Raw genomic sequence first — 22,632 nt, forward strand, 5'->3', positions numbered from 1 at the left:
GTCACTGCTCCAGGCTCGGGGTGCTCAGGGGGTGCACGGACGGGAAGTCCGCGGAGTCGGTGGGTACGACGACCAGGGCGCGCTTCTCGGTCGCCGAGAGCCGGACGACGAGATGGCGGCGCCAGTGGGCATCGTCCCGCTCGGGGTGGTCCTCGCGCCAGTGGCAGCCGCGGGTCTCCACGCGCCGCTGCGCCGCTGCGACCAGGACCCGCGCCACGCACAGCAGGTTCGTGGCCTCCCAGGTGTCCACGCCCGGCTCGGCGGTCTTGCCGTGCGCTTCGAGGTCGTTCAGGGCGGTGGCGTACAGCGCTTCGAGGGCGTCGGCCGCGGCACCGAGCGAGTCGGCGGAGCGGAGCACGCCCGCCCCCTCCGTCATGATCCGCTGGACCTCGTACCGGGCCGAGCCGGGCTGCAGCGGGCCGGTCGCCGGGACCGGTATGCCCGGGCCGCTGCCGGCAGCCCGCTCGGCGACGATGTCCTCGGCGATCCGCTCGGCGAAGACCAGACCCTCCAGCAGGGAGTTGGAGGCCAGCCGGTTCGCGCCGTGCACACCGGTGCAGGCGACCTCGCCGCAGGCGTACAGGCCGGGGACGGTGGTCCGCCCGTGCAGGTCGGTCCGGACACCGCCGGACGCGTAGTGCGCGGCGGGCGCCACCGGGATCGGCTCGGTCACCGGGTCGATGCCGTGGGAACGGCAGGCGGCCAGGATGGTCGGGAAGCGCTGCTCCCACATCTGCGCGCCGAAGTGCCGGGCGTCGAGGTACATGTGCTGCGCGCCCTGCTCCTGCATGCGGCGCATGATGCCCTTGGCGACGATGTCGCGCGGCGCCAGCTCGGCGAGCTCGTGCTGCCCCTGCATGAAGCGCACGCCGTCCGCGTCGACCAGGTACGCGCCCTCGCCCCGGACCGCTTCCGACACCAGCGGCTGCTGTCCCTCGGCGTCCGGGCCGAGGAACAGCACCGTCGGGTGGAACTGCACGAATTCGAGGTCGGAGACCTCGGCGCCGGCCCGCAGCGCGAGCGCCACGCCGTCGCCGGTGGACACCGACGGGTTCGTGGTCGCGGAGAAGACCTGGCCCATGCCGCCGGTCGCGAGGATCACGGCGGGCGCGTGCACGGCGCCCACCCCGTCGTGCTGGCCCTCGCCCATGACGTGCAGGGTGACACCGGCCGTACGGCCCTGCGCGTCCTGCAGCAGGTCCAGTACGAGGGCGTTCTCCACGGTCTCGATGCCCGCGGCCTGGACGGCCTCGACGAGCGCCCGCGAGATCTCGGCGCCGGTGGCGTCGCCGCCCGCGTGCGCGATCCGGCGGCGGTGGTGGCCGCCCTCGCGGGTCAGTTCTATCTCGCCGGTCTCCGTGGAGGTGTCGAAGACCGCGCCGGTGGCCATCAGCCGCCGTACCGCGTCGGGGCCCTCGGTGACGAGCAGCCGGACGGCCTCCTCGTCGCACAGGCCCGCACCGGCGACCAGGGTGTCGTCGAGGTGCTGCTCGGGGGTGTCGCCCTCGCCGAGGGCCGCGGCGATCCCGCCCTGGGCCCAGCGGGTGGAGCCGTCGTCGAGCCGGGCCTTGGTGACCACGACGGTACGCCGGCCCCCGGCGGCGCAGCGCAGCGCGGCCGTCAGGCCCGCCACGCCGGAGCCGACGACCACGACGTCGGCGTCGAGGGACCAGCCGGGGGCCGGCGCGTGCAGCCGTATGCCGGTGCCTGTGCCTGCCCCGCCCGACGGGATGCCTCTGCCTGGGGTGCTCACGAGTGTGCTCCGAATTCCAATGGGATGTTGTCGATCAGCCGGGTCGAGCCCACCTTCGCGGCGACGGCCAGCACGGCCTGCCCGGTGAAGTCCTGACCGGCCTCGGTGAAGTCCAGCGGGTCCACCAGCGCCAGGTAGTCCAGCACGAGCGGCGGCTCGTGGCGGCCCGCCTCGTCCAGGATGTGCAGCGCGGCGGCCCGTACGGCGTCCGGCAGCCCGGCGCCGGCCGCCGAGACGGCGTGCGCGTCGGCGGAGGCGCGGATCTCGCCGAGCCGGGCCAGGGCGGTGGCCCGCTCGTCGCTGGCCGGGGAGGCCTCGGCACGGGCGCGCAGCGCCGCCTGCGCGGCGAGCCGGTCGCGGCCGGCGAACAGGGCGCGGGACAGCGCCAGGGCGGTGTGCCGCTCCGCCGCGGAGAGGTAGCGGTTGCGGGACGACAGCGCGAGCCCGTCCTCCTCGCGGACGGTCGGTACGCCGACCACCTCGACGGGGAAGTTCAGGTCGGTCACCATCCGCCGGATCAGGGCCAGTTGCTGAGCGTCCTTCTGGCCGAAGAGGGCCAGGTCGGGGCGGGTGAGGTGGAGCAGCTTGGCGACGACGGTCAGCATTCCGTCGAAGTGCCCGGGGCGGGTGGCCCCTTCGAGGCGCCCGCCCATCGGGCCGGCGCTGATCCGCACCTGCGGGTCGCCGCCCGGGTAGACCTCGTCGACCGCCGGGGCGAACACCGCGTCGGCGCCCGCCTCTTCGGCGATCGCCAGGTCCGCGTCGAGGGTGCGAGGGTAGCGGTCGAGGTCCTCGCCCGCCCCGAACTGCAGGGGGTTGACGAAGACGGTGACCACGACCTGTCCCTCGGGCCCGGCCTGTTCACGGGCCGTGCGGATCAAGGTGGCGTGGCCCTCGTGGAGGGCGCCCATGGTCATCACCACGGCCCGGCGGCCGGTGCGCGGCAGCTTGTGCAGCTCCTCCGCGGTGTGCAGCAGCAGGTCGGTCACTGGTGGCCCCCGTCGGACTCCGTGTCGGCGAGCACACCGAGCAGGTCCTCGGCGAGTTCGGGCTTGAGCAGACCGTGCGCCAGGGCCCGGTCGGCGGTCGTGCGGGCCATCGCCAGGTACCCGGCGACCGCGGCGGGCGCGTGCCTGCGCAGCTCCGACACGTGCGCGGCGACCGTACCGGCGTCCCCGCGGGCCACCGGCCCGGTCAGGGCGGCGTCACCGGAGCGCAGGGCGTTGTCGAGGGCCGCGCCGAGCAGCGGGCCGAGCATCCGGTCCGGGTGTTCCACCCCGGCCTTGGCCAGCAGCTCCATCGACTGGGCGACCAGCGTGACCAGGTGGTTCGCGCCGAGGGCCAGGGCGGCGTGGTAGAGCGGACGGTTCTCCTCCGCGATCCACTCGGGTTCCCCGCCCATCTCGATGACCAGGGCCTCGGCGGCCAGGCGCAGCTCCTCGGGGGCGGTGACCCCGAAGGAGCAGCCGGCGAGCCGCTGCACGTCGACCTCGGTGCCGGTGAAGGTCATCGCCGGGTGCAGGGCCAGCGGCAGCGCGCCCGCGCGGCGCGCGGGGTCGAGCACGGAGGTCCCGTACCGGCCGGAGGTGTGCACCAGGAGCTGTCCGGGCCGGACCGCGCCGGTCTCGGCGAGGCCCTCCACGAGGGACGGCAGCGCGTCGTCGGGGACGGTCAGGAGCACCAGGTCGGCCAGCTCCAGCACCTGCGCGGGCGGCACGAGCGGCACATCGGGCAGCATCCGCGAGGCCCGGCGCACGGACGTGTCGGAGACTCCGGAGACGGCGACGGGCCGGTGCCCGGCCTGCTGGAGCGCACACGCCAGCGCGGGACCGACGCGGCCGGCTCCGACGACGCCGACGGCGAGCCGGGCAGGGCGTGGCTGCTGTGATGGATTCACGCGGGGAGGGCCCTTCCGTTCCAGTCCGCGGGGGGTACCGGACGATACGCCGCCATGCTAGCTCCTGGGGCAGTTGGCCCGTCGGCGGCGACAGGAGCGAGGATCTTTCCCCATGAGTGACGACAGCGAGGAAACAGAACGTACGAAGCGGCTGGTCGCGGCCTGGCGGGGGGCGGAACGGAAGCTGTCCCGCAGCCTGCTGGAGCCCACCGTGGGGGAACTGCTCGGCTCGCTCGCCGAAGCCCCGTACGACATGGACGGGCCGGCCGACGTCTACGGCGACGGGGTGGTCACCGCGCTGGAACGCAAGGTCGCAGACCTGCTGGGGACCGAGGACGCGGCGTTCTTCCCCACCGGCACGATGGCCCAGCAGATCGCGCTGCGGTGCTGGGCGGGCCGGACCGGGAACCCGGTGGTGGCGCTGCACCCGATGAGCCATCCGGAGCGGTGGGAGGGAGAGGCCCTGACGGCCGTCTCCGGACTGCGGGTGGCGCACCCGACCACGGAGGCCCGCCCGCCGTCGGCCGCGGACGTAGAGGCGCTCCGGGAGCCCTTCGGCACGCTGATGGTCGAGCTGCCCCTGCGGGACGCGGGCTTCCTGCTGCCCACCTGGGAGGAGCTGGAGGCGCTGACGGACGCGGCCCGGGAGCGGGACGCGGTCGTGCACTTCGACGGGGCCCGGCTGTGGGAGTCCACCGTCCACTTCGGCCGCACCCTGCCCGAGATCGCGGGCCTCGCGGACTCCGTCTACGTCTCCTTCTACAAATCGCTCGGCGGCCTCAGCGGGGCGGCCCTGGCGGGGCCGCGGGAATTCGTGGAGGAGACCCGGGTCTGGCGGCACCGCTACGGCGGCCAGGTCTTCCGGCAGTTCCCGCAGGCCCTCTCGGCGCTGGCCGGACTGGACCGGGAACTGCCCCGGCTGCCGTCGTACGTGGCCCAGGCGCGGATGGTGGCCGGGGCGCTGCGTCCGGCGTTCGCGGATTCGGGCGTCCCGTGGGCCCGGATCAACCCGGAGGAGCCGCACACCCACCAGTTCCAGGTGTGGCTGCCGTACGAGGCGGACCGGCTGACGGAGGCGGGCCTGCGGCAGGCCGAGGAGACGGGCACGGTCCTCTTCCGCCGCTGGTCCGCCGACGGCCCGCCGGGCCTCGCGGTGACGGAACTGGAAATCACGCAGCCGGGCCTGTCCTGGACGGAGTCCGACGTCCACGAGGCGGTCTCGGCCTTCGTGGCCCGTATCTAGGCGCTCCGATCCGGCCCCGCCGACAACCCTCGCGCGGGGTCCGGGGCGGAGCCCCGGGAAACGGCGAAAGGGCGGGGCGGGGAGGGGGTCCGCGCAGCAGCACGCGCCCCTCGGAAGGCAAGGGCGAAACACCGAATTCCCGAAAGGTACCGGCGCAAGCCGGCCACGGCGTTACCGTCATTGACGGCAATTACCGGCCACCGTGCCCGGAGGAGACACCATGACCACTCAGCCCGCGTGGCAGAAGTCCTCGTTCTGCAGTGAGGGCGACGCCTGCGTCTACGTCGCCACCGCCCCCGGAGCCCTCGTCAAGGTCGCCGACCGCGCCGACCCCGCCCACCTGGTGCTCGCCACCACCCAGGCCGCCTGGGCCGACTTCCTGCGCGCGGTCAAAGAGACCGGCTGAGGGACCCGCCGAGCGCGCCGCGCCCGCGATCAGGGGATTTTGTCCGATTAGCGCGTACCTTCGGCCCCATGCCCACGCCCTACGGATCCCGCGGCGGCATGGCGTTCAGCGCCGCTGAGCTGCACCTGCTCAGGCGCCTCCTCGCCCACGCCCTTCAGTCCTCCTCGGCCCCCCTGGCGGCCGAGGAGGTCCAGGACTGCCTGCGCCTCGCGCGGTCGGTGGACGAAGCGGTCCAGGAGGCGGGCCGGCTCAGAGCGTTCCTCCTCGCGGACCTCGCCCGCTACCGCGGCGCCCTGCCCGGCAGTCTCTCCGGCTACCTGGAGCTGCTGCAGGACGCCCTGGCCGCCGGGTACGAACCGGAGCCCGACGACCTCGCCGCCCTGCGCGCGCTGCGCGCCAATCCGGTCGCCGCCGCGCTGCTGGAACGGGTCCGGACGGTCGCGGAGCGCTCCGTACGCAGGCGGCTGTCGACGGCCCCCGCGCCCCGGACCCGGCTGCTGGCCCTGGCCGGCGGCAAGGAGAAGGAGGAGCCGCCCGCCCGCCCGGCGCCGCACCCCAAGGAGCCGCCGCGCCCGGAGCGGCCGATTCCGACGCCTGGCGAGGTGTTTCCGCCGCGCCGCAAGCCCGGCCCGCCCCCCGCGGCCGGACGGGCCGTCGGGTAGCTACGCTGTGGGGCATGGACTACGTCTCCGCGCTCGTGCCCCCCTTCGTGATGGCCGTGTTCTTCATCGCTCTCGTCATGACGATCGTGAAGAGCCAGGGCGGTGCCAACAAGGCCAAGGAGGACGCGGCGGTCGACGCCGTGCTCGCCCGGGCCGAGGCCACCCAGCAGCAGAAGTAACCCTCAGGGCGTGCGGCTCCACGGGCCGCACGCCCGATTTTCTTGCGCGTTGCCGAGCGAATAGTCGGGCAATTCAGCACAAGCCGCACTATCGTGCTGCTGTGCCTCGCCCCTTGGGAGAACTCGAAGACGCCGTCATGACACGGGTGTGGCAGTGGAACCGCCCGGTCACCGTGCGAGAAGTACTGGAAGACCTCCAGCAGGAACGGTCCATCGCGTACACCACGGTCATGACCGTTATGGACAATCTTCATCAGAAGGGCTGGGTCCGCCGGGAAGCCGAAGGCCGCGCCTATCGATATACGGCGGTCTCCACCCGCGCCGCCTACTCGGCCGCACTGATGAACGAAGCCTGGTCGACGAGCGACAACCCCGCGGCCGCCCTCGTGGCCTTCTTCGGCATGATGTCCGCGGAACAGCGGGAAGCCCTCCGGGACGCCGTGCGGGTCGTCCAGTACGACGACGAGTCGGGCGCCGACGCCGCCCCCGAACCCGCCGCTCCGCCCGTGGCCGAGGGGGAGTCCGCCGAGCGCCCGCAGGAGCCAGGGCGATAACGTCCGCAGCCATGGGAGAGTTTTCCACTGCACATGCAGAAACAGTGACGATCCGCCGTGCCCGGACGCGTGATGTTCCCGCGCTGCGCCGCCTCCTCGACCAGTACGTGCAGCAGCGGATCCTGCTCGACAAAGCTCCGGTCGTCCTTTACGAGGACATCCAGGAGTTCTGGGTCGCGGAACGCGAGTCCGACGGCCAGGTCGTCGGCTGCGGCGCTCTCCACGTGATGTGGGAAGACCTTGCCGAAGTACGCACTCTCGCCGTCGACCGGGGCTTGAAGGGCGCCGGAGTCGGGCATCAGGTGCTGGAGCAGTTGTTGCGTACCGCCCGCACCCTCGGGGTGAGCCGGGTTTTCTGCCTCACCTTCGAAGTCGAGTTCTTCGCGAAGCACGGCTTCGTCGAGATCGGTGAGACCCCGGTCAAGACCGATGTCTACATGGAGCTGCTGCGTTCCTATGACGAGGGTGTCGCCGAGTTCCTCGGTCTCGAACGAGTGAAGCCGAACACCTTGGGCAACAGTCGGATGCTTCTGCACCTCTGATCGATGGCCTCAGCTTTTCCGGCGCTCCGCGCACCTGTGGCCTATGTCCGAATCGCGTACGTTTCCCGCCCTGTTGCGGTCTCGAACCTCTCACCGGGGGTTTGTGTTTTCCAGGCAAAAGCGGTTTCCTTTCCGCGTACTGCTTTTCGATGAAAGGAAATCCCGGTGGCACAGAAGGTTCAGGTCCTTCTTGTCGACGACCTCGACGGCGGCGAGGCGGACGAGACGGTGACGTTCGCTCTGGATGGCAAGACCTACGAGATCGACCTCACCACCGCCAACGCTGAAAAGCTCCGCGGTCTGCTCGACCCGTACACGAAGGGCGGCCGGCGTACCGGCGGCCGCGCGTCCACCGGCCGTGCCAAGGGCCGTGCGGCCGTGGCGTCCGGTAACCCGGACACCGCGGAGATCCGCGCCTGGGCGAAGTCCCAGGGCCTCAGCGTCAACGACCGCGGCCGCGTACCGCAGGACATCCGCGACGCGTACGAGAACCGGGGCTGACCCGTCAGGGACTGACCCGGCCGGCCCGCGAGGGAGGTCCGGCCACGGCGCTCCGCGGGGGCGTACGGCGCCGGAGCCGCGCGCGGTGACATTCCGTCGCCGCCGCGGAAACCAGGCGCACGAGATCGGGCCCGGCGCTCACCCGCCCGGGACCGGCGCCCTGTCCGGGACCGGACAGGGCAGGCAGAAGTGCCTCGCACCCCTGCTCGGGGGGCCGTAGCCACACGGCGGCCCCCCGGGGACTCCCGTCCCGTACGCAATGCCCCGGCGGCACCGGGGCGGTGATCCGGCCACCCGCACCCAGGGCGGCGAGATCGAGGGCGACCCCGCCCCACTCCAGCCAGTCGAGCAGTCCGTCGAGCTCCTCTGCGCTCCCCGCGGCCACCAGGAACCGCATCCGGCGCCCCATCAGGGCCACCGGGCCCGTGGCGACCGGCCTGCGCAACAGCGCGGCCCCCGCGTCGGACGGCAGCTCCAGCACGTCGAACCGGATCCCGGTCGCGAGCTGGGCGGGCGGCCCGCCCAGGACGGTCCAGCCGAGCACTCTGCGGTACCAGGAGGCGTACGCGTCCTCCTCGGGCGCCGGGCGGGGCGGCGGCACGGTCGGCGGGGCGAGCGGCGGGAGTGGCACGGCCATGTCCGGAGCAACTTCCGAAACGCCCCGGGGTTACGCTCGATGTGACACACCGCACTCACCGGCATGCGGAACGTAAAGATCCGTGGAGTGGGGAGTCCGCATTCGGGACGCAACTGTGTTCGCCCTTAGCGGAGGGAACCGGTGGCACCGGCATGGAGTGTCAGTCCTTACGGGTAAGACATTCCTAGTGGATCGGGGCGACACGCTGATTTGACGGGCATCCGTTCGCCGTCGGCGTACACGCATGACGGGTATCTGCCTGGCCTGCGGGAACATCGTCTCGCACCATCGAGTTGGAGCAGTTGTCGGCTGTTCGGGCCGGTTTTCCCGCTGATGCAGGGGTGAGCCGCGGACGGATGTCGGCAGTTGGAATGAGCTGTCCCGCCCCGCGGGACTAGCATGCGGAAGGACAGGGCGGGGACCGACCCCGAACTGCCCGACCGCTCTGAGGAGCGATAAACGATGTTCGAGAGGTTCACCGACCGCGCGCGGCGGGTTGTCGTCCTGGCTCAGGAAGAAGCCCGGATGCTCAACCACAACTACATCGGCACCGAGCACATCCTCCTGGGCTTGATCCACGAGGGTGAGGGTGTCGCCGCTAAGGCCCTGGAGAGCCTCGGGATTTCGCTCGAGGCTGTTCGCCAGCAGGTTGAGGAGATCATCGGTCAGGGGCAGCAGGCCCCGTCCGGCCACATCCCCTTCACTCCGCGGGCGAAGAAGGTCCTGGAGCTTTCGCTCCGAGAGGCCCTCCAGCTCGGCCACAACTACATCGGCACCGAGCACATCCTGCTCGGCCTGATCCGCGAGGGCGAGGGCGTCGCCGCCCAGGTCCTCGTGAAGCTGGGCGCCGATCTCAACCGAGTCCGGCAGCAGGTCATCCAGCTGCTCTCCGGCTACACCGGTGGAGGCAAGGAGTCGGCCACGGCCGGCGGCCCGGCCGAGGGCACGCCCTCGACCTCGCTCGTCCTGGACCAGTTCGGCCGCAACCTCACCCAGGCGGCCCGCGAATCCAAGCTCGACCCGGTCATCGGGCGCGAGAAGGAGATCGAGCGGGTCATGCAGGTGCTGTCCCGCCGTACGAAGAACAACCCGGTCCTCATCGGCGAGCCCGGCGTCGGCAAGACCGCCGTCGTCGAGGGCCTGGCCCAGGCGATCGTCAAGGGCGAGGTTCCCGAGACGCTCAAGGACAAGCACCTCTACACGCTTGACCTCGGCGCCCTGGTCGCGGGTTCCCGCTACCGCGGTGACTTCGAGGAGCGCCTGAAGAAGGTGCTCAAGGAGATCCGCACCCGCGGCGACATCATCCTGTTCATCGACGAGCTCCACACCCTCGTGGGTGCGGGTGCCGCCGAGGGCGCGATCGACGCCGCCAGCATCCTCAAGCCCATGCTGGCCCGTGGTGAGCTCCAGACCATCGGTGCCACGACGCTCGACGAGTACCGCAAGCACCTCGAGAAGGACGCGGCCCTCGAGCGCCGCTTCCAGCCGATCCAGGTGGCGGAGCCTTCCCTCCCCCACACGATCGAGATCCTCAAGGGCCTGCGCGACCGCTACGAGGCCCACCACCGCGTCTCCATCACGGACGAGGCCCTCGTCCAGGCGGCGACGCTGGCGGACCGGTACATCTCGGACCGCTTCCTCCCGGACAAGGCGATCGACCTGATCGACGAGGCCGGCTCCCGGATGCGCATCCGCCGGATGACCGCGCCGCCGGACCTCCGCGAGTTCGACGAAAAGATCGCGGGCGTGCGCCGCGACAAGGAGTCGGCCATCGACTCCCAGGACTTCGAGAAGGCGGCGTCTCTCCGTGACAAGGAGAAGCAGCTGCTGGCGGCGAAGACCAAGCGCGAGAAGGAATGGAAGGCCGGCGACATGGACGTCGTCGCCGAGGTCGACGGCGAGCTCATCGCCGAAGTCCTCGCGACCGCGACCGGCATTCCCGTCTTCAAGCTCACCGAGGAGGAGTCCTCGCGACTGCTCCGCATGGAGGACGAGCTCCACCGTCGGGTCATCGGGCAGAAGGACGCCATCAAGGCGCTGTCCCAGGCGATCCGCCGTACCCGTGCGGGTCTGAAGGACCCGAAGCGCCCGGGTGGCTCGTTCATCTTCGCCGGTCCGTCCGGTGTCGGTAAGACCGAGCTCTCCAAGACGCTCGCCGAATTCCTCTTCGGCGACGAGGACGCGCTGATCTCCCTCGACATGTCGGAGTTCAGCGAGAAGCACACGGTTTCCCGTCTCTTCGGTTCGCCCCCCGGCTACGTGGGCTACGAAGAGGGCGGCCAGCTCACCGAGAAGGTGCGCCGCAAGCCGTTCTCCGTCGTCCTCTTCGACGAGGTCGAGAAGGCCCACCCGGATATCTTCAATTCCCTTCTCCAGATCCTGGAGGACGGTCGTCTGACCGACTCCCAGGGCCGGGTCGTGGACTTCAAGAACACGGTCATCATCATGACGACCAACCTGGGTACCCGGGACATCTCGAAGGGCTTCAACCTCGGCTTCGCGGCCGTGGGCGACACCAAGACCGGCTACGAGCGGATGAAGGCGAAGGTCAACGAAGAGCTCAAGCAGCACTTCCGGCCCGAGTTCCTCAACCGTGTCGACGACACGGTCGTCTTCCACCAGCTCACCGAGGAAGACATCATCCAGATCGTCGACCTCATGATCGCCAAGGTCGACGAGCGCCTGAAGGACCGCGACATGGGCATCGAGCTGAGCGGTGACGCGAAGCTCCTGCTCGCCAAGCGCGGCTACGACCCGATCCTGGGTGCCCGGCCGCTGCGCCGGACCATCCAGCGCGAGATCGAGGACGTCCTGTCGGAGAAGATCCTCTTCGGCGAGCTGCGTCCCGGTCACATCGTGGTCGTCGGCAAGGAGGGTGAGGGCGAGGAGGCCAAGTTCACCTTCCGCGGCGAGGAGAAGTCGGCTCTGCCCGACCTCCCCCCGATCGAGGCCACGGGCTCCGGCCCGGACCTGTCGAAGGGCGCGTAACGCGGATCAGCACCAAGGGGCGGCCCCGGAACCTTTCGGTTCCGGGGCCGCCCCTTTTCCGGCGGCACGGCCCTGAGAGCAAGTGCCGCGCGTTGGCCACGACCGGCTGGTCCCACCTGCGGCCCGGCGCTTGTTGGTGCGTCTGTCAACTGTCAGCGCCCTATGAGCGCCCCTTACGGAAACCGCGGGGACTTGCCGATCAACGTCGGTGGCGGAGCGGCCTGGTCGGCGGGTTGATCCAACTGCTGCCTGCGACGACGCTGTTCGCGCTCTGGCCGATCTGCCAGATGGCCATGGTGGGGTGTCACCCCTGCGAGTCGTGTTTCCTGAATCGGCGTTTCCCTCCCTTCGCGGCGTCATCCCGGTCGGGCAAGATCCTCCCCTCGGTACACCCCTACAGAAAGGAAGCCCGTGACGCACCACATGCTGACCGGTGCCAAGCGCCTGGCACGGCACCGTAGCCGGATCGCCCTGGTATCAGCGACCGCTGTCCTGGGAACCTTGCTCGCCGGCGGCCTGGCATCGGCTGCGGCAGGACCCGACATCGCCGTCTCCCTGGCCCTGGACTCGCCGCGGCAATGGGAGCCAAACACCGTCCTCGGGGGGTCCGGCCGCGGCTGGATCACGAACACGGGGGACACCACCATCCCCGCAGGCGTCAAGGTGTACTTCACCGTCCGCAATCTCGCCGTACCCCCCTTGATCTGCGCACACGGCGACTCCAGCCGGATGTGCAGCGAAATCCACGCCGTCGGTGTGCTCGGCGGGGACGGAACCACCGCGGTGCCCACCCCCGTCATTGACAATGCCGTCCCTCCGTGGATGATCATCACCACCAGGGACCTCGCCCCCGGCGAAGCAGTCACGTACCGCTGGACCGTTGGCCACTACGCGCCGTGGCACCGCGTGGCAGGGACCGCAACGGTCACCTCCTTGCCCCCGGGGATTACCGACGTCGACCAGAGCAACAACACCGCCACCGTCGCAAGGCAGGACGGCACTGGCTTCTGACTGGACCTACGCCGGCAGCCGCCGTGCGGCGTGCGATAGGCCTCCGGCAGGCATCGACCACGCTGAGTGCCTGAGAACCAGCAGGCCAAGGGTTGCCGGTCCGCAATAGGCGCTTTGCGTAAGCGTTCGGGGAGCGGTCACGGTGACCGTTCCCCAAGCGCGAGCGACTGCGGCTGGAGTGGCACGGGCACTTACGAACGGGTCACCAGGATGTGGGGCGGCAGCGCGCCGACGGCCGACTCGTCGAAATCCCCGGACACGGACCTCAGGCCGGGGAAGACGCCGGGCAGCCGGCGGGTGATCTCCGGGCCCAGGCTCATGCTCCGGGGCAGGTGGAGCTGCTCCACCGAGGGCATGCGCAGGCCGTCCGGGACGAGATCGAGGGACGGGCCCGGTACGGCGAGCTCGGTCAGCTCGGTGAGCAGGGCGAGCTCCTGCCACTCGGCCGGGTCTCGCGGGGCCCAGCACTCCCCGAGGGACACGGACCGGAGCCCGCGGTGGCGGGACAGCCCGACGGGTCCGGCGGCGTCGGGCGTCACCGAGTAGACGTTCACGCTGTCCAGCCGGACGCGGGGGGCGAACCCGTCCAGCGACCAGTTGGCGTGGGTGCCGCGGAGCACGAGGCCGCGCAGGGAGGTCCAGCCGGCGAGCACGGGGCCGATGGGGAGGAGGTCGCCGCGCAGGTCGAGCACGGCCGACCGGACCGGCAGCCCCCTCAGCCCTTCCAGGTCCCGGATCCCGGAACAGCGGGAGACCTCGATGGCGAGCAGCGCGTCCTGGCCCTTCAGGAAGCCGAGGTCGGTGATCAGGCCGTTGCCGCGCACGGCGAGGTACTGGGCCCGGACCGCGCCCAGATAGGCGGCGAGGGCCTCGCCGGTCACGTCACCGACCACGTTCAGGTCCCGGCGGGGCGAGAACTCGGCCAGGGCGGCCAGCTCCGCGTCCGACACGACCGTCACGTTCTGGTCCGCGGGCAGCGAGGAGATGACCTCCGCGGCGTACCGGCGCGTTTCGAAGCGCGGCCAGAGCCTGGCCAGCTCCGCGCGGACCTGGTGGGAGGGGTGGCCGGTGTAGCGGACGAGGAAGGGGATCGCGAGTTCCGACAGCACCCCGCCCGCGGCCTGGACCGTGTGCAGGGCCGCCGGACCGGCGGGGGCCCGCTCCGGCGTCGGGAGCAGTTCCAGGACCAGCGGCCCGATGCGCCCGAGCTCGCGAGCCATGCCCACGCTGGTGGGCGGAACCAGTCGGCCCGCCTGCTGCTCGACCTCCGCGCGCAGCACGGGATCGAGCTCGGCGGCGTATCCCAGGCAGGCCAGGGCGAGCAGGACCGACCGCTGCGAGTCGCGGGCCAGCAGGCTCCGGATGATCTCGGTGCGCTCGCGCGGGCGGCCCTGGGCGACCGCCATGCGGATGACGTCCTCCCACTGGTCGTCGTCCGCGTGGCCGGTCAGCTCGCCCAGGCTGCCCTCGTCCAGGGCCGCCCGGGCCCCCAGGAAGTCCTGGAAGGTGCGGTGGACGAACTGGACCGTGTCCTCCGTCGGGGCCCGCAGCAGGCCGGTGCGCTCCAGGAAGTGGCCGAACACGGCCTGTGCGTCGCCGAGGGCACCGGCGGCCGGTACGGCGGGCAGCGCGTCCGCGATCAGCGCCTCGGCGCGGGAGCGGTCCATCTCGGTGCGGCCGTTACGGATCAGCCAGTACGCGAGCCGCTGGAGCAGCTGGAGCTGGGGCTCCTCGGCCAGGTACGGCAGGCGCACCCCCCGCTCGCGGTCGCGGCGGTCCAGCAGCATCGACAGGGCGGCGGCGTACAGCTCCTTGCGGCCCGCGGGGAGGAAACCCCGGCGCTCGCGGTGCAGCGCGCAGATCAGGCCGCACAGCAGCGGATTGGTGGCGAGCCTGGCCAGGTCCGGTTTCCTGGCGACGGAGTCCAGCAGCTGCTCCCGGTATTCCGCCGGGGCGTGGTCCGCGGCCGCGTGCCAGCGCTCGACGAAGGCGCGTACGTTCGCCCGGCTCATCGGGGCCAGGGTCACCTCGGAGAAGTCCACGTCGGCCAGCCAGTCCTGCCGGACCGCCGAGGGCCGTGAGGTGACCAGCCAGCGGTTGCCGGGACAGGCGGTGATCAGGTCGGCCAGCCACTCCCGGGCGCGGTTGCGCTCGGTCTCCGGGATCTCGTCGATGCCGTCGACCAGCAGCAGGGCGCGCCCGTCGCGCAGGACCCGGCTCTCCCAGCCGCCCGGGGCCTCGCCGGCCAGCGGGGTGCCGGCGAGGAAGTCGCGGGGCGCGGGGAGCCGTTCGCCGTGCCGGGTCAGGGTGCGCAGCGGCAGGACGAACGGGACGACCCCCGTGCCGGGGTTCCGGGCGGCGGAGACGGCCAGCCACTGGATGAGGGTGGTCTTGCCGGATCCGGCCTCGCCGCGCAGCAGGACGCGGTGGTGCTCGTCGAGGAGCCGGTCGGCGGGCAGGGAGCAGGGGGAGGAGGGCGCGTCGGCTCCGGCCCCGCCCCCGGCCCCGGGGGCGGCGGAGCCCTCCAGGCTCACGTACGCCGCGTCCAGCGGCCAGCGGGAGGAGCCGGGGGCCAGGTCGAGGCCGAAGATGGTGAGGGTGCTGTGGCGCCCGGCCAGGTACTCCAGGTAGCGGGCCTCGAAGGCGGTGTCCCGGCCGTCCTGGCGGGGGACGCGGGTCAGCAGCTCGTCCACCTTGGTGATGGTCTCGGCGTGCAGCCGGCTCTGTTCGACCAGGGTCGCCGCCACGAAGGTGGAGCGCTGGGTGAAGAAGTTCAGGATGTGCAGGCAGGCCAGGTCCACCAGGCGGGAGTGGAAGAGTTCGGCGTCCCGGGAGAGGCCGGGGTGCGGTGCGGCGGCCCGGAGCTTGCGGGCGAAGGCCTGCGGGCCGAGGCGGACGGCGTCCACGTCGGAGAGGGCGAGGTCGCCCAGCGCGTGCAGGGTGGCGGCGAGCGCGGCGGACACGCCGGCCTCCTCGCCGGGCGGCAGCGGGCGTTCTCCGGGGGCCGCTAACGCCTCCTTCACCAGGCGGTCGGCGAGTCTGCGCAGGTCGGCGGCGTCGAGACCGCGTTTCTCGCGCCATGCCACGTAGGAGGAGAGGCGGTGCGGCCGGTCCACCAGCCCCGCGCCCGCCCCCTCCTGCCGGAAGAGCTTCCTGACGAGGGGTGCCACGACCCCCGAGGCCAGCCGGATCCCCACCACCGATGCGTCCACGGCATCGGAGCTTAGGGGGTGTCTTGCCGATCGGGCCGGATCAGGGAGCGGTGCCAGACCCCGCGAGCCCGGCCTGATCGGCAAGACACCCCCCAGTGACCTGGGCCTCAGGCGGGGGTGGGGGCCGGTGACAAGGCGCACAAGACAAATCGGACGTACTAGGTCGTTTCGTAGATCCAAAAGGCCCTGCCGCGGGACCTTCGTCCCTGGAGAGGGGCCGTCAACGGGGCACGTCACAGGGGTGCCGCTACGAGTTCCGCTAGTAATCGGGACATTTGGGGAAGTCCCGGGGCACGGGTTACCAAAGATGAGCCAGCCCGGCACTCGCTCGATCGTGCCGGGTCACTTCATGCCTCTTACAGGTGTGAAACCCCCCTTGTCCCCGGCCCCGGAGGTCTGCACATGTTCGCGAAGCGCGTCTACACCCGTCGTACCCGTATCGCTGTCGGCACCACCGCTCTCGGTGCCGTCCTGGCCCTCGGGGCGGGCACGACCGCCGCGTTCGCAGACGCCCCGCAGACCGCCGTCTCCGCCAAGGCCGCCGGCGCCGCCGGTGCCGCGGGCGCCTCGAAGACCGGTCTCTGGGGCAAGCCGCTGGAGAAGTACACGCTGTCCGCGACCTTCGGCAAGGGCGGCAACATGTGGTCCCACAAGCACTCCGGCCAGGACTTCGCCGTCCCGGTCGGCACCCCGGTCAAGGCCGCGGCCGCCGGTGTCGTCGTCAAGGCGGGCCCGAACGGCGGCGGCGACGGCCCCGCGTACGGCAACGCCATCGTGATCAAGCACGCGAACGCCACGTACTCGCAGTACGCGCACCTCTCGAAGATCCAGGTCAGGATCGGCCAGAAGGTCGACGCCTCGCAGCGGATCGCCCTGTCGGGCAACACCGGCAACTCCAGCGGCCCGCACCTGCACTTCGAGATCCGCACCACGCCGAACTACGGCTCGGCCGTCAACCCGGTCGCCTTCCTGCGCAGCAACGGCGTCACCGTCTGACCCGTCCCGACCGCAGCACCCGCCGCATCCGCGGCACCCGTCGTACCGGCCGACCCGCCCTGCTCACCGATCAGGTGAGCAGCCAGGCATGGGTCGGCTTCGGCGATGGTTCGAGCTTCCCCTCCTTGTACCCGGCGGCCTGCTCCTCCGTGAAGGCCATGTCGTAGGTCTTCACGCTGTGCAGGGCGCCCTGCCACGCACCGGTCCAGATGTTGTGGTGCTTGGACCGGCCGAGCTGGAGCGGACCGGGGGCCTGCCAGATCGGCGGCACCGGGGTCTCGCCGGCCTTCTTGCCGTCGACGTAGAGCGCGATGGCCTTCTTCTCGGCGTCGTAGGTGGCCATCAGCAGCGTGGGCGTCTTCACCATGCTGAGCCCCTCCGCGGTGACCGTCCGCGTGGTGGCCGCGGCGCCCTTGTCGCCCGTCTGCACGCGGAAGATCCAGGCCTGCTTGCCGTTCACCTCGTTCACGCCCAGCTCGAAGGAGAACGACTCCCCGTCGCCCTGGCTCATGACGATCCGCGAGCCCTTGGCGGCGGAGTTGTAGGCGCGGGCCGTGACGGTGAAGCTCTTGGTCACGTCCACGACCGGCTCGGCGGACTGCCCCCACGAGTTCCCGTTGCCCTTGCCTATGACCTGGAAGCGCTTGCCCAGCGGGCTGACCTTGAGGTCGGGGCCGAGCCGGATCCCCATGCTGCCGTAGCTGTCCCGCAGCAGGGTGTCGTCACCCGCGACGGTCGCGGTGTAGGCGGCGGGCTCCTTCGCGTCCTCCGGCTCGGGCGAGGCGGAGGCCGAGTTCGAGGGCTGGGCGTCCTGTCCGTCCTCGTTGCCGCCGAGCAGGAAGAACGTTCCACCGCCGGCCAGCAGCGCGAGCACGGTCACCCCGCCGCCCAGCATCCACAGCCGCTTCCTGCGCCGCTCGGCCGCGGAGCGGTCCGCCATGGCCTCCCAGTCCGGCTGTGACGATCCGCCGGGCAGGTCCGGACCGGCCAGCTTCGTGAAGCCCGGCTGGGCCGGGGCCGCCGGAGGCCACTGACCGCCCGCCGGGTCCTGCGGGTAGCCGCCCGGGTCCTGCGCGTAACCGCCCGGGTCCTGCGGGTAGCCGCCCGCCGGGTCCTGCGCGTAACCGCCCCCCGGGTCCTGCTGGTACGGGTTCGGCTGCTGCCCCGGCTGCGGGTAGCCGTAGCCGGCGGACGGGGTCGGGTAGCCGTAGCCGCCCTGCGCGGGCGGTCCCGGCGGGAACCCGTATCCGCCGCTCCCGGGAGCGGGCTCGGGCTGCGGGTGGCTCGGGGGATTCGTACCGTCGGTCATGCCACGGATGCTAAGTCACGGACCCCCGGGCGGATACGGCCCGGTACCCGTCCCGCCCGACCTGCCCGCCCCGCCCCGCTTCAGCCCTGCGGCAGTTCGAGGATCGGGAAGCTGCCCGTCGTCGTCGGCGCGTGCTCCGGCAGCCACAGGACCGCCACCGCACCCGCCGCCGCGCCCTCACGCTCCGAGCCGCCCCGGGCGGCCACGTTACGGAAGGTCAGCCGGGCGCCCAGCACCCGCGCCTGGCCCTCCGCGATGGTCAGCCCCAGCCCGTGCCCCACGCCCGCGCGGTCCGTCGACCCGGTGCGGAAGCGGCTCGGCCCCTCGCGCAGCAGCGCCTCGGGGAAGCCCGGCCCGTGGTCCCGGACCCGTACGACCCGGCCCTCGACGTCGACCTGGATCGGCGGCTGCCCGTACCGTGCGGCATTGGCGAGAAGGTTCCCCAGGATCCGCTCCAGGCGGCGCGGGTCGGTGCTGACGATCTCGTCCGCGACGACCCGTACGGTCGCCTCCGGCATCAGCGACGCCACCCGCCGGCTCACGAACTCGCCCAACGCCACGTCCTGGAGCTCCGCCCGCTCCGAAGCGCTGTCCAGCCGGGCCACCTCCAGCACGTCCTCGACCAGCGCGCGCAGCGCCTGGGCGCGGTCCCGCACCAGCTCCGTCGGCCGCCCCGGAGGCAGCAGTTCCGCCGCCGTGAGCAGGCCCGTCACCGGAGTCCGCAGTTCGTGCGCGATGTCCGCGGTCACCCGCCGCTCGGCCTCCAGTCGCTGCTGCAGGGCGTCCGCCATGGCGTCCACGGCCCGCGCGAGGTCGTCCGTCTCGTCCCGTACGACACCGCCGACCGCGTCCCGTACGCGGACGTCGGGATCGCCGTGCGCCACCCGCTGCGAGGCGGCCGCGGCCTTGCGCAGCCGGCGCGAGATCTGCCCGCCGATGAGCACGCCGAGCGCCGAGCCGCCGATCACGGCGGACAGGCCGCCGATGACCAGGGCCCGGTCCAGGTCGGGGAGCAGATTGGCGCTCTCCCGGAACGGGGTGTGCAGCGACAGCACCATCCCGTTGCCGAGCGGTACGGCGGCCCACACCTCGGGCAGCCCCCCGCCCGGCCGCTCCTGGACGTAGGTCCCGCGCCGCCCCGACTGCGCCTTGTGCCGCAGCTCGGCGGGCAGTTCGGGATCGTTGAGCTTGGCCCCCATGGGCGGCTTGCGTCCGGCATCGGCGTTACGGGAGATGAACTGCACGCGCTCCAGCTGCACTTCGCGGGCGCTCTCCAGCATCGACACGCGGGCAGCACTGTGCACCACCAGGCTCAGCGCGATCGTGACGAGGACGCCCACGGAGGCGATGGCGACCGTGATCTTCCAGCGGATCCCCGTGCGGAAGGTGAACCGTCTCATGCCTTGAGCTTGTATCCGAAGCCCCGGACCGTTTCGATCCGGTCCTGGCCGATCTTGGTGCGCAGCCGCTGGACGTGGACGTCCACGACGCGGGTGTCGCCGCCCCAGTCGTAGTCCCAGACCCGCTCCAGCAGGCGGTCGCGCGACAGCACGGTGCCGGGCGCGGAGGAGAACTCCAGCAGCAGCCGCATCTCGGTCGGGGTCAGGGCCACGGCGGCGCCCGCCCGGCGGACCTCCATGCCCTCGGTGTCCACCTCCAGGTCGCCGAAGGAGAGCACCCCGCGCTCGGGGCCCGAGCCGTTGTCGGCCGCGTTCGCCGCGCCGTTCTGCGGGCCGCCGGAGTGGTCGAAGCGGCGCAGCACCGCGCGGATCCGGGCCACGAGCACGGATCCGTCGAAGGGCTTGGTGACGTAGTCGTCGGCGCCCGCCTCCAGGCCCAGCACCACGTCGATGGAGTCGGCGCGCGCGGAGAGCATGATCACCGGGACGGTGGACTCGTCGCGGATGCGGCGGCACAGGCTCACGCCGTCCATGCCCGGGACCATCACGTCCAGCAGGGCGATGTCGGGCCGGTTCGCGCGGAAGGACTCCAGTCCGGACAGGCCGTCGGGCATGGCCGTGACCACGAACCCGTCGCGCTCCAGCGCCAGGGTCGTGGCCTCACGGATGACGTCGTCGTCCTCCACGAACAGGACATGGGTCTCGGCCATGCGGCAGCCTCGCTCGGTTCTTCTGTGCTCAGTTCTTCTGACTCGTGACCGGGGCGGGCTGGACACCGCCGTCGACCACGTTGCTGTACTCCGAGTGAACTCGGTCCTGCTCGGTGAACTTCTCCCCGTTCCAGCGGTACGTGATCACGTCCTCGCCCGACGGATAGGCGAGCGCGTCGCTCTTTCCGTAGACCTGCTTCGTGACCACCAGGTCGCCCCGGTCGATCTCCGAGTAGACGGGTGGCTGTTCGTCCGAGAACACATTCTCGTACGCGGTTCCGTCCGACCGGTACACGTAGGTACCGCGGCCCAGCGCATCGGCGCAGGACAGGACGTTCACCACGATGTCCACGACGGGGCCGCCGGTGACCTTCCCGTAGCTCACGTCCACCGGGTACTCCTTGCCCGAGCAGGGCTTGAGGTCCCGTTTGACCTCGGTGCTGACCTTGGGGTCCTTCATCAGCAGCCCGACGGGATCGACCTTCTTCAGCGGCCGGCCGGACGAGGCCGAGGCGGAGTCCTCCGGGGTGGGCCCCGAAGGCGTGGCCTTGGCCACGGCCTCGGTGCGGGCCGGGCCGCCGTCGCGCAGGCCGGTGCCGCCCGTGGCGCACCCGACCGCGAACACGGCTGTGCCGACGAGGACGACCGTCCCCGCCGACATCAGCACCAGAGAACCTCCGGACAAACCTTGGCCGTTCAGGCCGCGCACCGCTCACGCCCCTCGTACCGCATGGTGTGGTCACCGCGCTCCAGCGCGCGCATGTCCAGATCCCGGCTCTCCAGCTCCTGCCGGAGGCGGGCCAGCGCGCGGTGCAGAGTGCTCTTCACGGTTCCCGCCGACATTCCGAGCGCCGCGGCCGTTTCCTCGGTGCTCATCTGCTCCCAGTGTCGCAGCACGACAACGCTGCGCTGCTTGGGCGCGAGAACCTTGAGGATGTCCATGAGGAGGGCGCGGTCGGCGCGCTGGTCGGAGCCGTCCTCGACGGAGGCGTCGGGGAGCTGCTCGGTGGGGACCTCTTCCAGCTTGCGGGCCCGCCACCACTCGGTACGGGTGTTGATCATGACCCGGCGCAGATAGGCGTCGGCCAGGGACTTGTCGGCGATGCCGTCCCAGCGGCCGTAGGTGCGTACGAGCGCGGTCTGCAGGAGGTCCTGCGCGTCCGTGGGGTCCGGGACCAGGCGCCGGGCACTGCGCAGGAGCGCGTCCTGCCGTGTGCGTACGTACTCCTCGAAACCGAGCACCTCACCGTGCGCCATCTGAGACCGCCTCCACCCGTCCGACCGCTCATCCCCGTGTCCTACGGATTCGAAGGTACGGAGGGGTTGTCACGGGCCTGTGCGAGCCAGCCTTCGGTGGGCGCACGGACACCCATAGGTTGTGTAACAACCCCCGTGAGCTGCGGTTTACCGGCCCTAAGCGGAATCCCGGAGTCAGTTTCGGTCAGGCCCCCGGGAGGGTCTGCGGAAGCCGGTAGGAGCCTCCGTCCAAGGGCTCCACCAGCCCGTCGGCCACCAGCCCGTCCAGCGCCCGGGCCCGCTGCACCGGCTCGTCCCAGACCGTGTCGAGCACCGCCTGCGGAACCGCGCCCACCGCCTCCCGGAGCACGGCGAGGAGCTTGCCCCGCACCTGCCGGTCGGTACCGGCGTACGTCTGCCCGCGCCGCGGCGGACCCTCGTGCGCCGGCTTCCCGGCGAGCCGCCACGCGCACAGCCCGGCCACCGGACAGCGCGCGCAGTCGGGGCTCTTGGCGGTGCACACCAGCGCCCCGAGCTCCATCGAGGCCGCCGCCCAGCGGGCCGCGGTGCCCTCGTCCTCGGGCAGCAGGTCCCGGGCGAGACGCCGTTCGGCGGCGGTCGTCGCGTTCGGCGGGTACTCGACCCCGGTCGCGGTGCGCGCGAAGACCCGGCGGACGTTCGTGTCGAGGACGGCGTGCCGCTGCCCGTACGCGAAGGAGGCCACGGCCGCCGCGGTGTACTCGCCGATCCCGGGCAGCGCCAGCAGCTGCGCGTGGTCCCGCGGTACGTCGCCCCCGTGCCGGTCCGTTATCGCGACGGCCGCGCCGTGCAGCCGCAGCGCGCGGCGCGGGTAGCCGAGCCGGCCCCAGGCCCGTACGGCCTCGCCGGGGGCCTCGGTGGCCAGGTCCGCGGGGCGGGGCCACCGGGCGAGCCACTGCTCGTAGACCGGCAGGACCCGGCTGACGGGCGTCTGCTGGAGCATGAACTCGCTGACCATGACCCCCCAGGGGCCGGCCTCGGGGCGGCGCCAGGGCAGGTCGCGGGCGTGCTCGTCGAACCACGCGATGACGGGGGAGTGCAGCGCGTGGGAGGAGTCGGGGGATACGGCCGTGGAGGAAGCTGGGGATGCAGTCATGGCAGACGGCATCCTGGCACGTTTCCCTTCCCGCGGCGCGCCGGACCGCGGCCGCTGAACCAGACGACGGCGGGTACGTCACCCGCCCGCGCGGCGGTGACCGCCGCACGTGTCGGACTCCGGCGCGCCGCACGCGACGACGGTCGCCACCGGCGCGAGCAGGAACCCTTTGGCCGGATCTCGATGCCTCCGATTGCGCCCGCAGGATGATCATCGGCAAATCGAGTCCTCTGCCCGGCATGTGGGGCACGGATCGGGTCG

General features: G+C 71.9%; 21 protein-coding genes. 10 read left to right on the forward strand and 11 right to left on the reverse strand.

Annotated elements, in window-relative coordinates; genetic code table 11:
* Position 1 precedes the first annotated feature (1 nt).
* From JYK04_RS24095 to JYK04_RS24105, 3 genes are read right to left on the reverse strand one after another with little or no spacing between them, the layout of a single operon-like run.
* A complete protein-coding gene (locus tag JYK04_RS24095) occupies positions 2 to 1,753 on the reverse strand; it encodes an L-aspartate oxidase (protein ID WP_229876595.1) in 1,752 nt (583 codons plus the stop codon).
* On the reverse strand, positions 1,750 to 2,742 hold the full coding sequence (panC, locus tag JYK04_RS24100; protein WP_189744069.1) for a pantoate--beta-alanine ligase: 993 nt from the start codon (positions 2,740 to 2,742) through the stop codon (positions 1,750 to 1,752). The genes JYK04_RS24095 and panC overlap by 4 nt, the downstream gene beginning before the upstream one ends.
* The gene (locus JYK04_RS24105; protein WP_189744071.1) at positions 2,739 to 3,650 is read right to left on the reverse strand and encodes a Rossmann-like and DUF2520 domain-containing protein; all 912 of its coding nucleotides are present in this window, start codon (positions 3,648 to 3,650) and stop codon (positions 2,739 to 2,741) included. Before JYK04_RS24105 ends, panC begins: the two co-directional genes overlap by 4 nt.
* 112 nt (positions 3,651 to 3,762) lie before the next feature.
* Here JYK04_RS24105 and JYK04_RS24110 point away from each other — a divergent pair, with 112 nt between their 5' ends.
* The 7 genes from JYK04_RS24110 to JYK04_RS24140 all read left to right on the forward strand — a co-directional run bounded on the left by JYK04_RS24110 (position 3,763) and on the right by JYK04_RS24140 (position 7,737).
* Positions 3,763 to 4,893: a threonine aldolase family protein gene (locus tag JYK04_RS24110; RefSeq protein WP_189744073.1), complete on the forward strand. Its 1,131-nt coding sequence runs from the start codon at positions 3,763 to 3,765 to the stop codon at positions 4,891 to 4,893.
* Between the two features lie 220 nt (positions 4,894 to 5,113).
* Positions 5,114 to 5,299 carry a DUF397 domain-containing protein gene (locus JYK04_RS24115; protein ID WP_189744074.1) on the forward strand — a complete coding sequence of 62 codons (186 nt, stop codon included), beginning with the start codon at positions 5,114 to 5,116 and terminating at the stop codon, positions 5,297 to 5,299.
* A 98-nt stretch (positions 5,300 to 5,397) separates the two neighbouring features.
* Positions 5,398 to 5,961 (forward strand): hypothetical protein, encoded by a 564-nt coding sequence (locus tag JYK04_RS24120; RefSeq protein ID WP_189744162.1) that lies wholly within the window; start codon positions 5,398 to 5,400, stop codon positions 5,959 to 5,961.
* Between the two features lie 14 nt (positions 5,962 to 5,975).
* Positions 5,976 to 6,140, forward strand: coding sequence for a hypothetical protein (locus JYK04_RS24125; protein ID WP_189744076.1), 165 nt, complete (start codon positions 5,976 to 5,978; stop codon positions 6,138 to 6,140).
* A gap of 101 nt (positions 6,141 to 6,241) precedes the next feature.
* Positions 6,242 to 6,694 carry a BlaI/MecI/CopY family transcriptional regulator gene (locus tag JYK04_RS24130; protein ID WP_189744078.1) on the forward strand — a complete coding sequence of 151 codons (453 nt, stop codon included), beginning with the start codon at positions 6,242 to 6,244 and terminating at the stop codon, positions 6,692 to 6,694.
* Positions 6,695 to 6,705: 11 nt separating this feature from the next.
* The gene (locus tag JYK04_RS24135; RefSeq protein ID WP_030727070.1) at positions 6,706 to 7,236 is read left to right on the forward strand and encodes an amino-acid N-acetyltransferase; all 531 of its coding nucleotides are present in this window, start codon (positions 6,706 to 6,708) and stop codon (positions 7,234 to 7,236) included.
* Positions 7,237 to 7,401: 165 nt separating this feature from the next.
* Positions 7,402 to 7,737, forward strand: a complete 336-nt coding sequence (locus JYK04_RS24140) for a histone-like nucleoid-structuring protein Lsr2 (RefSeq protein ID WP_189744080.1) — start codon at positions 7,402 to 7,404, stop codon at positions 7,735 to 7,737.
* Between the two features lie 4 nt (positions 7,738 to 7,741).
* On the opposite strand, the gene JYK04_RS24145 is transcribed toward JYK04_RS24140, so the two are convergent.
* On the reverse strand, positions 7,742 to 8,374 hold the full coding sequence (locus JYK04_RS24145) for an SCO3374 family protein (protein ID WP_189744082.1): 633 nt from the start codon (positions 8,372 to 8,374) through the stop codon (positions 7,742 to 7,744).
* A gap of 462 nt (positions 8,375 to 8,836) precedes the next feature.
* On the opposite strand from JYK04_RS24145, the gene JYK04_RS24150 reads away from it, so the two are divergent.
* Together JYK04_RS24150 and JYK04_RS24155 are read left to right on the forward strand one after the other, a co-directional pair.
* The gene (locus tag JYK04_RS24150) at positions 8,837 to 11,362 is read left to right on the forward strand and encodes an ATP-dependent Clp protease ATP-binding subunit (protein WP_189744083.1); all 2,526 of its coding nucleotides are present in this window, start codon (positions 8,837 to 8,839) and stop codon (positions 11,360 to 11,362) included.
* Between the two features lie 411 nt (positions 11,363 to 11,773).
* Positions 11,774 to 12,373, forward strand: a complete 600-nt coding sequence (locus JYK04_RS24155; protein ID WP_202186082.1) for a hypothetical protein — start codon at positions 11,774 to 11,776, stop codon at positions 12,371 to 12,373.
* A gap of 191 nt (positions 12,374 to 12,564) precedes the next feature.
* On the opposite strand, the gene JYK04_RS24160 is transcribed toward JYK04_RS24155, so the two are convergent.
* Positions 12,565 to 15,585, reverse strand: coding sequence for an NACHT domain-containing protein (locus JYK04_RS24160; RefSeq protein WP_189744086.1), 3,021 nt, complete (start codon positions 15,583 to 15,585; stop codon positions 12,565 to 12,567).
* A gap of 402 nt (positions 15,586 to 15,987) precedes the next feature.
* On the opposite strand from JYK04_RS24160, the gene JYK04_RS24165 reads away from it, so the two are divergent.
* Positions 15,988 to 16,581, forward strand: a complete 594-nt coding sequence (locus tag JYK04_RS24165; RefSeq protein WP_189744088.1) for a M23 family metallopeptidase — start codon at positions 15,988 to 15,990, stop codon at positions 16,579 to 16,581.
* A gap of 70 nt (positions 16,582 to 16,651) precedes the next feature.
* Here the strand turns inward: JYK04_RS24165 and JYK04_RS41940 are convergent, their stop codons facing one another.
* The 6 genes from JYK04_RS41940 to JYK04_RS24195 form a co-directional block, all read right to left on the reverse strand.
* The gene (locus tag JYK04_RS41940) at positions 16,652 to 17,890 is read right to left on the reverse strand and encodes a LamG-like jellyroll fold domain-containing protein (protein WP_189744090.1); all 1,239 of its coding nucleotides are present in this window, start codon (positions 17,888 to 17,890) and stop codon (positions 16,652 to 16,654) included.
* 80 nt (positions 17,891 to 17,970) lie between these two features.
* Positions 17,971 to 19,290 carry a two-component system sensor histidine kinase CseC gene (gene cseC, locus JYK04_RS24175; protein ID WP_189744092.1) on the reverse strand — a complete coding sequence of 440 codons (1,320 nt, stop codon included), beginning with the start codon at positions 19,288 to 19,290 and terminating at the stop codon, positions 17,971 to 17,973.
* Complete coding sequence (cseB, locus tag JYK04_RS24180) at positions 19,287 to 20,000, reverse strand: two-component system response regulator CseB (RefSeq protein ID WP_189744094.1); 714 nt, start codon at positions 19,998 to 20,000, stop codon at positions 19,287 to 19,289. Before cseB ends, cseC begins: the two co-directional genes overlap by 4 nt.
* A 28-nt stretch (positions 20,001 to 20,028) precedes the next feature.
* Positions 20,029 to 20,661 (reverse strand): hypothetical protein, encoded by a 633-nt coding sequence (locus JYK04_RS24185; RefSeq protein ID WP_189744096.1) that lies wholly within the window; start codon positions 20,659 to 20,661, stop codon positions 20,029 to 20,031.
* Positions 20,662 to 20,696: 35 nt separating this feature from the next.
* Positions 20,697 to 21,257 carry a SigE family RNA polymerase sigma factor gene (locus JYK04_RS24190; protein ID WP_030010715.1) on the reverse strand — a complete coding sequence of 187 codons (561 nt, stop codon included), beginning with the start codon at positions 21,255 to 21,257 and terminating at the stop codon, positions 20,697 to 20,699.
* Between the two features lie 184 nt (positions 21,258 to 21,441).
* The gene (locus tag JYK04_RS24195; RefSeq protein WP_189744098.1) at positions 21,442 to 22,371 is read right to left on the reverse strand and encodes an A/G-specific adenine glycosylase; all 930 of its coding nucleotides are present in this window, start codon (positions 22,369 to 22,371) and stop codon (positions 21,442 to 21,444) included.
* Between the last annotated feature and the right edge of the window lie 261 nt (positions 22,372 to 22,632).

The sequence above is a fragment of the Streptomyces nojiriensis genome, from assembly GCF_017639205.1.
GTDB classification, from domain to species: Bacteria; Actinomycetota; Actinomycetes; order Streptomycetales; family Streptomycetaceae; genus Streptomyces; species Streptomyces nojiriensis.